Consider the following 14,535-nt stretch of genomic DNA (forward strand, 5'->3'; position numbering starts at 1 on the left):
GTCGCAGACGGCCATGACTTACAGGAGAGTCCTTTGCGCTGGATACCCTTTTTAGCTGTCTTTCTCTATGTTTACATTGAGATTTCTATCTTTATCCAGGTCGCCCATGTGCTTGGCGTCCTGATGACGCTAATCCTGGTGATTTTTACGTCTGTTATCGGTATGTCGCTGGTACGTAACCAGGGTTTTAAAAACTTTTTGCTGATGCAACAAAAAATGGCGGCCGGTGAGAGCCCGGCGGCAGAAATGATTAAGAGTGTATCGCTGATCATCGCTGGCTTACTGCTCCTGTTGCCGGGATTTTTCACCGATTTTCTCGGCCTCCTCCTTTTGTTACCGCCAGTGCAAAAACATTTGACGCTGAAGTTGCTGCCGCATTTACGTTTTTCCCGGATGCCGGGCGGCGGGTTTAGCGCGGGTACTGGCGGTGGCGAAACATTTGACGGCGAGTATCAGCGTAAAGATGACGATCGCGATCGTATTGAACATAAAGACGATCGTCGGGATTAAAGGTAGAGATGTTGGTCGGATAAGTCGCGCGAGGCGTTATCCGGCCAGCGGATGCGTCTTACGCCATGCGTTTTCGCTTCGGTAAAAACAGCCATAATGCAGCCAGCATGATAATGGCATATAAGCTTTTCCACCCCAGCATTGCCAGCAATAACAGGCACAGTAGACAACCCGTCACCGCCAGTGCATAGCAACGCCCTTTCAACAGTCGACAGCCCGCCAGCATACAAAGCAGATAGAGCATAATAAAAATACCGTTAGCATAGACGATCAGCGCATTGAGGTTAATCTTCAGGGCATAGACGACCAGGGAACTCACGCAACAACAGGCCAGAATAACGTTTAACGCGTGCAAGGGAAGGCGCCCGGGAGAGAGTTGAGCCAGATAGTGATCGGGCTGATATTGCATTTGCGTCCATATCAGACGCGCAAAACTCTGAGCATACACATTCAGGCTGGCAAAGCAGGTGAGATAACCAATAATGCAGGCTACCCACAACGCCTGGATACCGAAGAGATGAACAATAATAAGCGGTAGCGAGGCTGTTGCCGCTATCTTGTCGCTATAGACGCCAAAATGCAGCACCACGGCGGTACAGGCCCAATAAATGGCGCCGGCCAGCATCAGGCCAATGATCAATGCGCGCGGAAAATCACGTTCAGGATTTTTAAATTCAGATGACAAATGCGTAAACGCCTCAATTCCCACAAATCCCCAGAACATGATCGCCAGGGCGGTACACAGCCGGGAAAAGGTAATTTCGTTTGCGGCTGGGAAGGTGATATCTGCAGGTTTAATCGCGCCTTTCCACAGAATGGCGGCAATAAGCGCGATAATTAATCCAGCGATAATGGCTTGCAGGTTGGCGCTGGAACTGGCGCCGCGCGATCCCATAAACCATAGTAAACCTAGAGTACCCAGCTCCCCAAATAAGAGCTGTTCGCTTTGCCAGCCAAACAGCGCCTGGCCGAAACCCACCGCAATATGCAAGGCTGCGGGAAAACTAACAGGAATGACTGATAAAAACAGCCAACTGATCACCCGTTGCAGACGCGGGCCAAATGCCATCCCGACAAAATGCGCTACGCCGCCAGCGTGTGGAAAATGACGCCCCAGCACAGCAAAGACAATCGCAATAGGGAAAATCAAAATAATGAGCAGCGGCCATGCCCAAAGGCTGATGTCGCCTGCCGCCAGCGCAGCCAGCTCCGGAAGCGCAAAAACGCCAGTCCCTAATAATGATGTGGTTAACAAGATAACGCCCTGAACCAACCCAAGCTCTTTTTTTAGTTCATTCATCAGCTCATTATCCGGCGGCATTGTAACGTCAGGTGACGACAGGCATTTTTAAGCGTATCACACACGCCTTTTCTTATAGCAGGATGTTCTAAACCTTGGGTAAACGTGAGATAAGTAGCGTTTTTACCGCTTTTTTCGCTCAGAAGAATTTTTTTTCATCTCCCCCCTTGAAGGGGCAAAACCCCATCCCCATCTCTCTGGTCACCAGCCGGGAAACCGTTTACGGGCCGGCGTCACCCATAACTGATAATGACTTTCTCAAAGGAGAGCTATCAATGAGTATTCGTCCGTTACATGATCGTGTGATCGTCAAACGTAAAGAAGTTGAGTCCAAATCTGCTGGCGGCATCGTACTGACCGGTTCCGCAGCGGGTAAATCAACTCGTGGCGAAATCATCGCTGTCGGTAAGGGTCGCATCCTGGACAACGGTACTGTACAGCCGCTGGACGTGAAAGTTGGCGACATCGTTATTTTTAACGATGGCTACGGTGTGAAATCTGAAAAGATCGACAATGAAGAAGTGTTGATCATGTCTGAAAGCGACATTCTGGCAATTGTTGAAGCGTAATCCGCGAACGACACTGAACATACGAATTTAAGGGAAAGAGAAAATGGCAGCTAAAGACGTAAAATTCGGTAACGACGCTCGTGTGAAAATGCTGCGCGGCGTAAACGTACTGGCAGATGCAGTGAAAGTAACCCTCGGTCCGAAAGGCCGTAACGTGGTTCTGGATAAATCTTTCGGTGCGCCGACTATCACTAAAGATGGTGTTTCCGTAGCGCGTGAAATCGAACTGGAAGACAAGTTTGAAAACATGGGCGCGCAGATGGTGAAAGAAGTTGCCTCTAAAGCGAACGACGCTGCAGGCGACGGCACCACCACCGCGACCGTACTGGCGCAGTCCATCATTACCGAAGGCCTGAAAGCCGTTGCTGCGGGCATGAACCCGATGGACCTGAAACGTGGTATCGACAAAGCGGTTGCTGCTGCGGTTGAAGAGCTGAAAGCCCTGTCCGTACCGTGCTCCGACTCTAAAGCGATTGCTCAGGTAGGTACTATCTCCGCTAACTCCGACGAAACCGTAGGTAAACTGATCGCGGAAGCGATGGATAAAGTCGGTAAAGAAGGCGTCATCACCGTTGAAGACGGTACCGGTCTGCAGGACGAACTGGACGTGGTTGAAGGTATGCAGTTTGACCGCGGCTACCTGTCTCCTTACTTCATCAACAAGCCGGAAACTGGCGCAGTAGAACTGGAAAGCCCGTTCATCCTGCTGGCTGATAAGAAAATCTCCAACATCCGCGAAATGCTGCCGGTTCTGGAAGCCGTTGCAAAAGCAGGCAAACCGCTGCTGATCATCGCTGAAGATGTTGAAGGCGAAGCGCTGGCTACCCTGGTTGTTAACACCATGCGTGGCATCGTGAAAGTGGCTGCGGTTAAGGCACCGGGCTTCGGCGATCGTCGTAAGGCGATGCTGCAGGATATCGCTACCCTGACCGGCGGTACCGTAATCTCTGAAGAGATCGGTATGGAGCTGGAAAAAGCAACCCTGGAAGACCTGGGTCAGGCGAAACGCGTTGTGATCAACAAAGACACCACCACCATCATCGATGGCGTGGGTGAAGAAGCTGCAATCCAGGGCCGTGTTGCTCAGATCCGTCAGCAGATTGAAGAAGCGACCTCCGACTACGATCGTGAAAAACTGCAGGAGCGCGTAGCGAAACTGGCAGGCGGCGTTGCGGTTATCAAAGTTGGCGCTGCGACCGAAGTTGAAATGAAAGAGAAGAAAGCCCGCGTTGAAGATGCCCTGCACGCGACCCGTGCTGCGGTAGAAGAAGGCGTGGTTGCTGGTGGTGGCGTTGCGCTGATCCGCGTTGCTTCTAAAATTGCTGACCTGAAAGGTCAGAACGAAGACCAGAACGTGGGTATCAAAGTTGCGCTGCGCGCAATGGAAGCTCCGCTGCGTCAGATCGTGCTGAACTGCGGCGAAGAGCCGTCTGTTGTCGCTAACACCGTTAAAGGCGGCGACGGTAACTACGGTTACAACGCAGCAACTGAAGAATACGGCAACATGATCGATATGGGTATCCTGGACCCAACCAAAGTTACCCGTTCTGCGCTGCAGTACGCGGCTTCAGTGGCTGGTCTGATGATCACTACCGAGTGCATGGTGACCGACCTGCCGAAAAGCGATGCTCCTGATTTAGGCGCTGCTGGCGGCATGGGTGGTATGGGTGGTATGGGCGGCATGATGTAATTGCCCACACCCTGCATCCTTCAGGCTGCAGATGCGTTGGCTAACCCCAGTCACTTACTTGAGTAAGTGACTGGGGATTAACAAACTGGCCGCCTTCCTGCAACCAGTATGATTTGGGTGCTTATCTCCCAGAATTGAGAAACCCCCGGGCAGAAATGACCGGGGGTTTTTCTTTTAGTCATCTTTTTAGTATAAGATTCAGATACGGACAAAACGTCCAGCTCATTGATTATGGGGAATAACATGCACGTGAAATATTTAGCAGGGATCGTTGGCGCCGCGCTGCTGATGGCGGGTTGTAGCTCCAGCAACGAACTTACCGCTGCCGGCCAAAATGTACGCTTTGTCGAAGATAAGCCAGGCGCGGAATGCCAGCTTATTGGTACGGCAACCGGTAAACAGAGTAACTGGTTTTCAGGCCAGCACGGCGAAGAGGGTGGCTCAATGCGTGGCGCAGCGAACGATCTGCGTAATCAGGCGGCCGCGATGGGTGGAAACGTGCTGTATGGCGTAAGTAGTCCGTCGCAGGGCATGTTGTCCAGTTTTGTCCCGACGGCCAGCGAGATGAACGGCCAGGTTTATAAATGTCCGAACTGATATGTCTGAATCGTAACGCCCTCTGAAAGATTCAGAGGGCAATATGGTTAGCGTTTTTCCTGCGATGATGCCATGCGTAGATTATGCAACGCGCGCATGCATTGATCTTGCGTCAGACGCGCTGCTTTACCGGTTCCAAGCGTTCTGACAAAAACCTTACACGGTTTTCCTTCCAGCTTTTTAAGACGCGGGCTGAAATTCAGCAAGCGGCGTGATATCGCTTCAGCTTCTTTAGAGCCTGACTGACTGCGGGTCTTAATGATGGTGCCGCAATCATGCGATTGTCCTGCCTCATCCGTATAACGATAAACGAGCGCTAAATAATGGTTATACAGATTATGTTTCCAGTCAGGCTGGTTATAGGTATCGAATTCGATATTACCGTTTTCCAGGCAGTCAGCATCGTATAATGGTAAAAAGTCCAGCATTGAAGAAATACGCAATGCGAGCTCACGCATTTCGGCATTATTAATGGCGTGAATAATAGCCATCACCAGAACTTCAACCTGCCACTCACCGACCTGTAAATCAAGATGGCTACCATTGTGCAGCTTTAACGTAAAGGTTAATACTTTTTCTGTATTATCGCTCAACGCTAAAGATTCAACACGCTGATTAACATCGGCGTTTTCCAGCTCTTCACGGAGTATTGCCGGAATATTCTCATGCATTTTAAGCACATGACTGCTTTTGGCTTTCTGGCGTTTTTCCTGCTCTTGTTCCGGAAGCGAGTGTTGTAAATAAAGCCGGTGTTCAAGGCCGATCAACAAGTCTCGCAGCGCGAGCACAGGAAAGAAAAGCAGTGTTTCTTTATTTCTCAGTGACTTCACCTTAAGCGCCAGCGCGATAAACTTATCATTGTGACGAATAACGCCGGTATTTAGTCCCTTAATCGTTAAGGCCATGTCAATTCTCCACAAATATAAAATAATTAAATGTTTTACTGCAATGTATTTGATATATAAATTGTTTATGCCGTCCTATAAAAAGGAGAACCAGTATAATTCGAAAATGCAGTACACGCTAAGCGAGTCCTAAAACGGACTTTATTGAAAAGAGAGGACCGGAAAGGTGTATTTAACGAAGGTTAGTTTATCCTCGCCAGAGGGTGAGGAGAATCGTGGGGGAATCTCCTCGTAATATTGCGCGGTAATATTTTTCGTCGTCCCTGACGTGCCCGCGAGGATTAGCACTGCCGAAGCTGTAAATCCAGCGGTGTTTTGCTCGGTTCGCCGCCGATTTCACGCGCCAGTCTTGGCACCATATAGCCGGATACCAGCGTGAGCAGTTCGCGCATGATTTGCCGGGCTTCGTCATCGGTGACCATAAAATGCGCGGCGCCCTGCACTTTATCCAGCACATGCAGGTAATAGGGCATCACGCCGGCGTCAAATAGCGCGTTGCTCAGATTCGCCAGCGTTTGCGCGTTATCATTCACGCCACGCAGCAGGACGCTCTGGTTGAGAAGCGTGACGCCCACGTGGCGCAGTTTCTTCATCGCCAGGCAGAACGCCTCGTCCACTTCATTAGCGTGGTTGATATGGTTCACCAACAAAATTTGCAGACGTGACTGGTCAAAGCGGGCGACCAGTTCGTTAGTAATGCGTGCCGGGATGACGATAGGCAACCGGCTGTGGATGCGTAGCCGCTTGACGTGCTTTATGGCTTCCAGTTGCGTGAGCAGCCAGTCCAGCTCATGATCTTTCGCCATCAGCGGATCGCCGCCGGAAAAGATGATCTCATCCAGTTCCGGGTGTGCGGCGATATACTCCAGCGCGACTGTCCAGTTACGCTTATTGCCTTGATTCTCCGCATACGGGAAGTGACGACGGAAACAGTAGCGGCAATTTACCGCACATCCGCCTTTTACCAGCAATAGCGCCCGGTTTTGGTATTTATGCAATAATCCTGGCACCACGCTGTGTTGCTCTTCCAGCGGGTCGGTGGAGAAACCGGGGGCGACAATAAATTCATCCCGGGACGTCAGCACTTGACGTAACAGAGGATCGTCAGGGTTGCCCTTCTCCATGCGCGCAATAAAAGCGCGCGGCACGCGGAGGGCAAACAAGCGCCTGGCGTCCTGTCCTGCCCGGAGGTTTTCATCAGCTTCAATCTGTAAAAGATGCAGCAGTTCGTCGGGATTGGTCACAACATCGGCAAGTTGCGCTAACCAATCTTCTCGCAATGGGGTATTTAGGGTTACAATATGCGCCATTTTGTGGCTTAGCTACCAGTTAACAATTTCAGAGGGCCTTATGGCGACTTACTATAGCAACGATTTTCGTTCCGGTCTTAAAATCATGTTGGATGGCGAACCTTATGCGGTTGAATCCAGTGAATTCGTGAAACCGGGTAAAGGCCAGGCGTTTGCCCGCGTTAAGCTGCGCCGTCTGCTGACCGGCACGCGCGTTGAGAAAACCTTCAAATCGACCGATTCCGCTGAAGGCGCGGATGTAGTCGATATGAACCTGACTTACCTGTACAACGACGGTGAGTTCTGGCATTTCATGAACAACGAAACCTTCGAGCAGCTGTCTGCAGATGCCAAGGCTATCGGCGACAACGCAAAATGGCTGTTGGATCAGGCGGAATGCATCGTGACCCTGTGGAACGGTCAGCCTATCTCTGTCACTCCGCCGAACTTTGTTGAACTGGAAATTGTTGATACCGACCCAGGTCTGAAGGGCGATACCGCAGGTACTGGCGGCAAACCAGCCACGCTGTCTACTGGCGCAGTGGTTAAAGTTCCGCTGTTCGTGCAGATTGGCGAAGTGATCAAAGTCGATACCCGTTCCGGCGAATACGTATCCCGCGTAAAATAATTTACGTTATCGGGAAAAATGGTGCAGCGTATGCTGCGCCATCCTATTTTTCGCGCCTCAATGATGAAACGCTTTATCGGCCTTGTCGCGCTGGTTCTTCTTACCGGCACATTATTAACGGCATGTAATACCGCCCGCGGCTTCGGCGAAGATATTCAGCATCTTGGCCACGCCATCTCCCGCGCAGCCAGCTAATCGCTTCTCGTCTTCCTAAAATTAGTCGATCGCCCGTCATTTTCTGGGATGTTGTCTATTATTAAGTTGCTATACACAAACAACATTGGCTAGAAAAGGAAGACATTATGGTTAAAAAGACAATTGCAGCGATCTTTTCTGTTTTGGTACTTTCCACTGTATTAACTGCTTGTAATACCACGCGCGGCGTGGGCGAGGACATCTCGGACGGTGGTAGTGCGATCTCTGGCGCTGCAACCAGAGCTCAGCAGTAATCATCAACGGTACGGCATGGCGTCGTACCGTTAATCGATTTTCTCCGGAAGCATAAGAAAGGGAGAATACCGGTTATCCATATGAAGTTTCATACGGATATTACGCTTATAGGTGTAAACCGTTTTCCCGTGAATGCCAAGCGCATACGCAATCTCTTTATTGCTGGTGCCTTCCGTCCACATCGCGAGTACCTTTTCCTCCTGCGGAGAGAGCAATGGCGTGGCGCTTTCCGGCGCTTCCTGCAGTGGATGAGTATATAGCGCTCCTTTAATTCGTTGTGCAAGCTCATGTAAAGGCGTGTGTTTAGATAACACCGCATGACTGGCATATTGTGGTCTGTACGGCATATTCCCTGACTGTAATAATACCAACGGCGTCATCCTGCAGGCGGCAAAAAATGCATTGATAGGCTGTTCGGGTAAGGCATCGTTGAGAAAACCATATAAATCAGCGATAACCAGATGGGGCTTCCATTGCAGAATATGTTCTTTCGCCAGTATAAGGTTATTCATCCCGGATACCAGCAGTGAAGAACTGAGCACATCAGTGTGATTAAGCCAGGCCTCCATGCCCGTACGGGTAAAGTGGCATCGGTCTATCACTAAAATTTTCAACATAGTTTTTTGCACCCGGAAGTAGATAAAGCACTTTCTTTCCCAGAAGGCGTTCCATCATAGAGAACTCCTGTGGGCGCTAAATGCGAAAACTACGCGGCTTAAAAGGGCCAATTCCCGCCTTTAGACGGAAAAAAATAAAAAGGTTGAAATTCATTTTCTCTCAGGCAAAAATGGCTTTTCATCCGTATACGTTACAGGACGACCTGTAAACGCTATTCTCACCGGGGACGGCCCCATTAATTATCTGGAGCCTGCTATGTCCTGGATCATTCTATTAATCGCTGGTTTACTTGAAGTGGTATGGGCTGTCGGCCTGAAGTATACCCACGGTTTTTCTCGTCTGACCCCCAGTATTATCACCATTACGGCCATGGTTATCAGTATGGCGTTACTTTCCTGGGCAATGAAAACGCTGCCCGTTGGAACGGCGTACGCCATCTGGACCGGCATCGGCGCCGTCGGGGCGGCAATCACCGGTATCCTTCTGCTGGGCGAGTCTGCCTCACCGGCGCGTTTGCTCAGTCTTGGCTTGATCGTCGCGGGTATCATTGGGCTAAAACTCAGTGCGCATTAATTCGTCGCTGACATTGCTACGAACCTGATTGTTTTACCCAAATTAATTTATTGACGTCAAACCCCTCCCGGGTCGCGACGGCCAGCATTTGCTGTTTTATTTCCTCAGAAAGCGTTGGCGTGCGAGAGAGTATCCACAGATAGTCGCGATCCGGGCCGCACACCAACGCATGACGGTATTCCCGGTCAAGCGCAATCACGTTATAGCCGCCGTAGAACGGGCCGAAAAAAGAGACCTTGAGCGCGGCGCGGTTTGGACTACCGGTAAAATACGCTTTGCCTTCTGTTTTTTGCCACATTCCCCGATCCGGGTTATAGCCTTTATTGATGACATTAATCCCGCCATCGTCACGCAGACTATAGGTGGCCGTGACTTGTTCCAGTCCACGTTCAAATCGATGATCGAGGCGTGCGATCTCATACCAGGTGCCGAGGTAACGTTTGGCATCAAAGTTATTTACCACGGTAACGCCTTTAGGCGGAGTAGGCGAACTACAGGCGACGACCAGAAATGCGGCCGTAACTGCAGCAACGACGGGCAGAATGCGCATAAGATTTTCCTTCCAGTGTTTTTTCTAAGTGTAGAACCTGGCGGGAAAATGAGAGGCAGGAAAAGAAAAAACGCCCTCTTATCGGGTAGATAAGAGGGCGTCGTGGCAACTTAGAGAGTGATAACGCCAATCGCCGTCACAACGGTCAGGATTGCCGCCAGACCGTAAAAGACCCATTTGCCCGCGGGCACGTGGATTTTCAGGTCATGCATCGCGTGGTGCATACGGTGTAGGCCACACCATAGCGGCAGCACAATCATCAGGAACAGAAAAACGCGACCAATAAAGCTTTGGGCGAACGTCAGTACGCGCTCAAAACTCAGGGCATCGCCCGGAAATAGCCCCAGCGGCAGCATGATGCCAACCAGTAGCACGATCACCGGCGCGATGATCGCGCCCCACATACCGCCTGCGCCAAACAGTCCCCAGAATACGGGTTCATCAGAACGTTTTGGGTTTGGATTAATCATCCGGGACTCCTTACCAGAACAGGGCAACATACAGAATGACTACGGTGACTACCGCAGTGACCACCCAAAGCCCTTTGATGATTGGCTCTGGCCCCATTTTTTCGTCTTTTACAATGATATTGGCCGCCTTCGGCGCCAGTTCAAACCAGGTTTTGGTGTGCAGCAGCGCGGCCGCCAGGGTGATCAGGTTTAAGATCACTACCACCGGGTTTTGTAAAAAGCCGACGAATCCCATCCAGGATTCCGCGCCGTGTTTGAGCGCAAACAGACCGAAAATCAGTTCAATACTGAACCAGACTGCCGGCACTGCTGTGCCTTCGCGCAGCATATAAAAGCGATAAAACGGCAGTTTTTTCCACCAGGTGGACGTCATCGGCCGCACATAGGGTTTGCGTTTAGTCGTCATGTTGCACTCCTTAGCGTGGTTTCAGGGTGGCGATAAGAAAGTCTTTCGAGCTTTCCACTTTACCCTGCTGAATGGCCGCAGCCGGATCGACATGTTTTGGACAGACTTCGGAGCAGTAGCCCACGAAAGTACAGGTCCATACGCCGTTCGGACTGTTCAACTGCGCCATACGCTCCTTCTTACCGTGATCGCGGCTATCTTCGTTATAGCGATGCGCCAGCGTAATCGCAGCCGGTCCGATAAACTCAGGATTCAGACCGAACTGCGGGCACGCGGCGTAGCACAGACCACAGTTGATGCAACCGGAGAACTGGTGATACTTCGCCATTTGCGCCGGGGTCTGGACATTCGGCCCCTGATCTGGCGTGCGAGAGTTGCCAATAATGTACGGTTTGATCGCTTCCAGGCTTTCGATAAAGTGCGTCATATCGACAACCAGATCGCGCTCAATCGGGAAGTTCGCCAGCGCTTCCACCTTCATACCGTTGGTGTAATCGCGCAGGAAGGTTTTACACGCCAGTTTAGGGACGTTGTTGACCATCATGCCGCAAGAGCCGCAGATCGCCATACGGCAGGACCAGCGGTAGCTCAGGTCTGGCGACAGGTTATCTTTGATGTAGCCCAACGCGTCCAGTAGCGATGTTGTTTCATCATAAGGAACTTCATAGAAAGCACTGTGCGGCGCGGTATCGGTTTCCGGGTTATAGCGCACCACCTCAACTTTCAGGTTTTTCATCTCAGCCATTCGCCTTCTCCTTCTTATCGGCTGCTTCCGCTTCACCGCCGTAAACACGTTTGGCTGGCGGCAGGGTGGTGATTTTCACGTCGCTGTATTCCAGACGGGTCGTGCCATCAGCATCGCGGAAGGCGAGGGTGTGCTTGAGGAAGTTCACATCGTCGCGCTCGGTACAGCCTTCATCCAGACGCTGATGCGCGCCGCGGGACTCTTTACGCGCCAGCGCAGAGTGCGCCATACATTCCGCCACGTTCAGACCATGACCCAGTTCGATGGTATACAGCAGGTCAGTGTTGAACACGCTGGAGGTATCGGAGATACGTACGCGCTTGAAACGTTCCTGAAGCTCGGCCAGTTTATCAATGGTTTTCTGCATCAGTTCCGGGGTACGGTAAATACCACAACCTTCTTCCATAGACAGACCCATCTCATCGCGGATCTTCGACCAGTTTTCGTTGCCTTCCTGGTTCACCAGATTTTTCAGACGTTGTTCAATATCGGCAACTTGGGCGTCGAGCGCGGCGCTATTTGCGGCGCCTGCCGTCGCAGCGCGTTCCATTGCTTGTTCGCCAGCCAGACGACCAAATACCACCAGTTCCGCCAGTGAGTTGGAACCGAGGCGGTTCGCGCCATGCAGGCCAACAGAGGAGCATTCGCCAACGGCAAACAGCCCTTTGACACGGCTTTCACAGTTTTGGTCGGTTTCAATGCCGCCCATGGTGTAGTGCGCGGTCGGACGTACTGGAATCGGTTCTTTAACCGGATCGACGCCGACATAGGCTTTCGCCAGTTCGCAAATGAACGGCAGACGTTCATGCAGTTTCTTCTCGCCGAGATGACGCAGGTCGAGGTGAACCACATCGCCGCGCGGCGTGGAGATGGTGTTGCCTTTACGCCATTCGTGCCAGAAAGCCTGGGATACTTTGTCGCGTGGCCCCAGTTCCATATATTTGTTTTTCGGCTCGCCCAGCGGCGTTTCGGGGCCCATGCCGTAGTCTTGCAGGTAACGGTAGCCATTTTTATTGACCAGAATACCGCCTTCGCCGCGGCAACCTTCGGTCATCAGGATACCGGAACCTGGCAGGCCGGTCGGGTGATACTGAACGAATTCCATATCACGCAGCGGAACGCCGTGGCTCAGCGCCATGCCCATCCCGTCGCCGGTGACGATGCCGCCGTTGGTGTTATAGCGGTATACGCGGCCTGCGCCGCCTGTCGCCATGACCACGGCGTTGGCGCGGATTTGCACCAGCGTGCCTTCCATCATGTTCATTGCCACCAGGCCGCGCGCATGGTTGTCATCAACCAGAATATCCAGCACAAAATGTTCGTCAAAGCGCTGGATTTGTGGGAACTGCAGGGAAGTCTGGAACAGGGTATGCAGCATATGGAAGCCGGTTTTATCCGCGGCGAACCAGGTACGCTCGATTTTCATACCACCGAAGCGACGCACGTTAACGCTACCGTCCGGACGGCGGCTCCACGGGCAGCCCCATTGCTCCAGCTGCGTCATCTCAGTGGGACAATGGTGGACAAAGTAATCCACGACATCCTGCTCACACAGCCAGTCTCCGCCTGCTACCGTATCGTGAAAATGGTAGTCAAAGCTGTCATGATCCTGGGCGACAGCGGCTGAACCCCCTTCGGCAGCGACGGTGTGGCTGCGCATCGGGTACACTTTTGAGATCAGTGCGATTTTAGCATTGGGATTCGCCTGTGCGGCAGCAATTGCAGCACGTAATCCCGCGCCACCGGCGCCTATAATGGCAAGATCGGCTTGAAAGGTTTGCACGACATTCCTCCAGATTATTGTAATTTCACCCTCGCGCAGCCAGATAAAGCCTCTGGGTTCTGCGAAGTATGAATGCGTTTCCACTGCTCCTTTATGGGTACAACAGTATAGTCTCAGGGATGTGAGGGAAATTTGACGTGTTCGATTTTTTTAGCGTATCAGAGGGATGAATTATCATTGATTTTGATTAATTTAATTACTAAACCATCTGAAATCACTTTTTTTACCCTCCAGAAGGCACCCGATACGCCTGCGCAAAATTTGTTTCGCCCGCGCGTTGCGAGTAGACTTCGTGACCTTGTCTTAAACTGGAGAAAGAATCATGAGCGAAACGGCAACCTGGCAGCCGAGCGCGTCCATCCCCAATTTATTAAAACGTGCGGCGATTATGGCGGAAATCCGTCGTTTCTTTGCCGATCGTGGAGTGCTTGAGGTTGAGACGCCCTGCATGAGTCAGGCGACGGTCACAGACATTCATCTGTTCCCGTTCGAAACGCGTTTCGTCGGACCTGGCCATTCCCAGGGGATGAACCTCTATTTAATGACCAGTCCGGAATACCATATGAAACGCCTGCTGGCGGCAGGGTGCGGCCCGGTTTTCCAGCTATGCCGCAGTTTCCGTAATGAAGAGATGGGACGACATCATAATCCGGAATTCACTATGCTGGAGTGGTATCGCCCGCATTACGATATGTACCGCCTGATGAATGAAGTGGATGATTTGCTTCAGCAAGTGCTGGATTGTCAACCTGCGGAAAGTCTCTCCTATCAACAGGCGTTTCAGCGCCATCTGGAGATTGACCCGTTATCAGCAGATAAAACGCAACTGCGTGAGGCGGCGGCAAAGCTTGATTTAAGCAATATCGCTGATACGGAAGAAGACCGTGATACGTTGCTGCAACTGCTGTTCACGATGGGGGTTGAGCCGCATATAGGTAAAGAAAAGCCGACCTTTATTTATCACTTTCCGGCAAGTCAGGCATCGCTGGCACAAATCAGTACCGAGGATCATCGCGTCGCCGAGCGCTTTGAGGTGTACTACAAAGGTATTGAGCTGGCGAATGGTTTCCACGAACTGACGGACGCACGTGAGCAACAACAGCGCTTTGAACAGGACAATCGTAAGCGCGCCGCGCGCGGTCTGCCGCAGCAGCCGATTGACCAAAATCTACTGGATGCGCTGGCCGCCGGTCTACCGGATTGTTCCGGCGTGGCGCTGGGTGTTGATCGTCTGGTGATGCTGGCGCTGGGAGCAGAAAGTCTGGCGGACGTGATTGCTTTTACGGTCGATCGGGCGTAAATCTGAAATTCACTCTTTCGCGAGATAAAATGGCGCAATAAGCGCCATTTTGTAGCATATTTTTTCAATTATCCTCTGTTTGCCACAACATAAGGCTGGAACTTTGATACCATTTAGGTATCAATCCTGTGTTGATTTTTTTATCGCTGACC

At 51.5% G+C, this 14,535-nt stretch carries 18 protein-coding genes; 9 read left to right on the forward strand and 9 right to left on the reverse strand.

The window, feature by feature from the left end:
- Positions 1 to 33: 33 nt before the first annotated feature.
- Entirely contained in the window at positions 34 to 510 is a 477-nt protein-coding gene (locus ACLJRH_RS14005) for an FxsA family protein (RefSeq protein ID WP_001267291.1), read from the forward strand.
- Positions 511 to 568: 58 nt separating this feature from the next.
- Here the strand turns inward: ACLJRH_RS14005 and yjeH are convergent, their stop codons facing one another.
- Positions 569 to 1,810, reverse strand: coding sequence for an L-methionine/branched-chain amino acid transporter (yjeH, locus tag ACLJRH_RS14010; RefSeq protein WP_023136358.1), 1,242 nt, complete (start codon positions 1,808 to 1,810; stop codon positions 569 to 571).
- A 275-nt stretch (positions 1,811 to 2,085) separates the two neighbouring features.
- On the opposite strand from yjeH, the gene ACLJRH_RS14015 reads away from it, so the two are divergent.
- The 3 genes from ACLJRH_RS14015 to ACLJRH_RS14025 all read left to right on the forward strand — a co-directional run bounded on the left by ACLJRH_RS14015 (position 2,086) and on the right by ACLJRH_RS14025 (position 4,666).
- Positions 2,086 to 2,379, forward strand: coding sequence for a co-chaperone GroES (locus ACLJRH_RS14015; RefSeq protein ID WP_000027827.1), 294 nt, complete (start codon positions 2,086 to 2,088; stop codon positions 2,377 to 2,379).
- A 43-nt stretch (positions 2,380 to 2,422) separates the two neighbouring features.
- Positions 2,423 to 4,069 carry a chaperonin GroEL gene (groL, locus tag ACLJRH_RS14020; RefSeq protein ID WP_000729126.1) on the forward strand — a complete coding sequence of 549 codons (1,647 nt, stop codon included), beginning with the start codon at positions 2,423 to 2,425 and terminating at the stop codon, positions 4,067 to 4,069.
- A 243-nt stretch (positions 4,070 to 4,312) separates the two neighbouring features.
- Entirely contained in the window at positions 4,313 to 4,666 is a 354-nt protein-coding gene (locus ACLJRH_RS14025; protein WP_000558210.1) for a DUF4156 domain-containing protein, read from the forward strand.
- 47 nt (positions 4,667 to 4,713) lie between these two features.
- Here ACLJRH_RS14025 and ACLJRH_RS14030 read toward each other — a convergent pair whose 3' ends face one another.
- Entirely contained in the window at positions 4,714 to 5,571 is an 858-nt protein-coding gene (locus ACLJRH_RS14030; protein WP_001229227.1) for a YjeJ family protein, read from the reverse strand.
- Between the two features lie 281 nt (positions 5,572 to 5,852).
- Positions 5,853 to 6,881, reverse strand: coding sequence for an EF-P beta-lysylation protein EpmB (gene epmB / locus ACLJRH_RS14035; protein ID WP_023136357.1), 1,029 nt, complete (start codon positions 6,879 to 6,881; stop codon positions 5,853 to 5,855).
- 40 nt (positions 6,882 to 6,921) lie between these two features.
- Between epmB and efp the strand changes: the two genes are divergently transcribed.
- The 3 genes from efp to ecnB all read left to right on the forward strand — a co-directional run bounded on the left by efp (position 6,922) and on the right by ecnB (position 7,937).
- Entirely contained in the window at positions 6,922 to 7,488 is a 567-nt protein-coding gene (gene efp / locus ACLJRH_RS14040; protein WP_000257282.1) for an elongation factor P, read from the forward strand.
- Between the two features lie 60 nt (positions 7,489 to 7,548).
- Positions 7,549 to 7,683, forward strand: a complete 135-nt coding sequence (locus ACLJRH_RS14045; RefSeq protein WP_000977686.1) for an entericidin A/B family lipoprotein — start codon at positions 7,549 to 7,551, stop codon at positions 7,681 to 7,683.
- 107 nt (positions 7,684 to 7,790) lie between these two features.
- Entirely contained in the window at positions 7,791 to 7,937 is a 147-nt protein-coding gene (gene ecnB, locus ACLJRH_RS14050) for a lipoprotein toxin entericidin B (protein ID WP_000239598.1), read from the forward strand.
- A gap of 30 nt (positions 7,938 to 7,967) precedes the next feature.
- Here the strand turns inward: ecnB and ACLJRH_RS14055 are convergent, their stop codons facing one another.
- The gene (locus ACLJRH_RS14055) at positions 7,968 to 8,555 is read right to left on the reverse strand and encodes a helix-turn-helix transcriptional regulator (protein WP_000912959.1); all 588 of its coding nucleotides are present in this window, start codon (positions 8,553 to 8,555) and stop codon (positions 7,968 to 7,970) included.
- 256 nt (positions 8,556 to 8,811) lie between these two features.
- Between ACLJRH_RS14055 and sugE the strand changes: the two genes are divergently transcribed.
- Positions 8,812 to 9,129 (forward strand): quaternary ammonium compound efflux SMR transporter SugE, encoded by a 318-nt coding sequence (gene sugE / locus ACLJRH_RS14060; protein WP_000118469.1) that lies wholly within the window; start codon positions 8,812 to 8,814, stop codon positions 9,127 to 9,129.
- 16 nt (positions 9,130 to 9,145) lie between these two features.
- On the opposite strand, the gene ACLJRH_RS14065 is transcribed toward sugE, so the two are convergent.
- From ACLJRH_RS14065 to frdA, 5 genes are all read right to left on the reverse strand, one after another.
- Entirely contained in the window at positions 9,146 to 9,679 is a 534-nt protein-coding gene (locus ACLJRH_RS14065) for a lipocalin family protein (RefSeq protein ID WP_001221670.1), read from the reverse strand.
- 110 nt (positions 9,680 to 9,789) lie between these two features.
- Complete coding sequence (frdD, locus tag ACLJRH_RS14070) at positions 9,790 to 10,149, reverse strand: fumarate reductase subunit FrdD (RefSeq protein ID WP_000609650.1); 360 nt, start codon at positions 10,147 to 10,149, stop codon at positions 9,790 to 9,792.
- Between the two features lie 10 nt (positions 10,150 to 10,159).
- The gene (frdC, locus tag ACLJRH_RS14075; protein ID WP_000208749.1) at positions 10,160 to 10,555 is read right to left on the reverse strand and encodes a fumarate reductase subunit FrdC; all 396 of its coding nucleotides are present in this window, start codon (positions 10,553 to 10,555) and stop codon (positions 10,160 to 10,162) included.
- Positions 10,556 to 10,565: 10 nt separating this feature from the next.
- Complete coding sequence (frdB, locus tag ACLJRH_RS14080) at positions 10,566 to 11,300, reverse strand: fumarate reductase iron-sulfur protein (RefSeq protein WP_000829509.1); 735 nt, start codon at positions 11,298 to 11,300, stop codon at positions 10,566 to 10,568.
- On the reverse strand, positions 11,293 to 13,083 hold the full coding sequence (gene frdA / locus ACLJRH_RS14085) for a fumarate reductase (quinol) flavoprotein subunit (protein WP_001192952.1): 1,791 nt from the start codon (positions 13,081 to 13,083) through the stop codon (positions 11,293 to 11,295). Before frdA ends, frdB begins: the two co-directional genes overlap by 8 nt.
- A 322-nt stretch (positions 13,084 to 13,405) precedes the next feature.
- Between frdA and epmA the strand changes: the two genes are divergently transcribed.
- Complete coding sequence (epmA, locus tag ACLJRH_RS14090; protein ID WP_000004797.1) at positions 13,406 to 14,383, forward strand: elongation factor P--(R)-beta-lysine ligase; 978 nt, start codon at positions 13,406 to 13,408, stop codon at positions 14,381 to 14,383.
- The last annotated feature ends 152 nt before the right edge of the window (positions 14,384 to 14,535 follow it).

This window comes from Salmonella sp. SAL04162 (assembly GCF_046551535.1).
Taxonomy (GTDB): domain Bacteria; phylum Pseudomonadota; class Gammaproteobacteria; order Enterobacterales; family Enterobacteriaceae; genus Salmonella; species Salmonella enterica.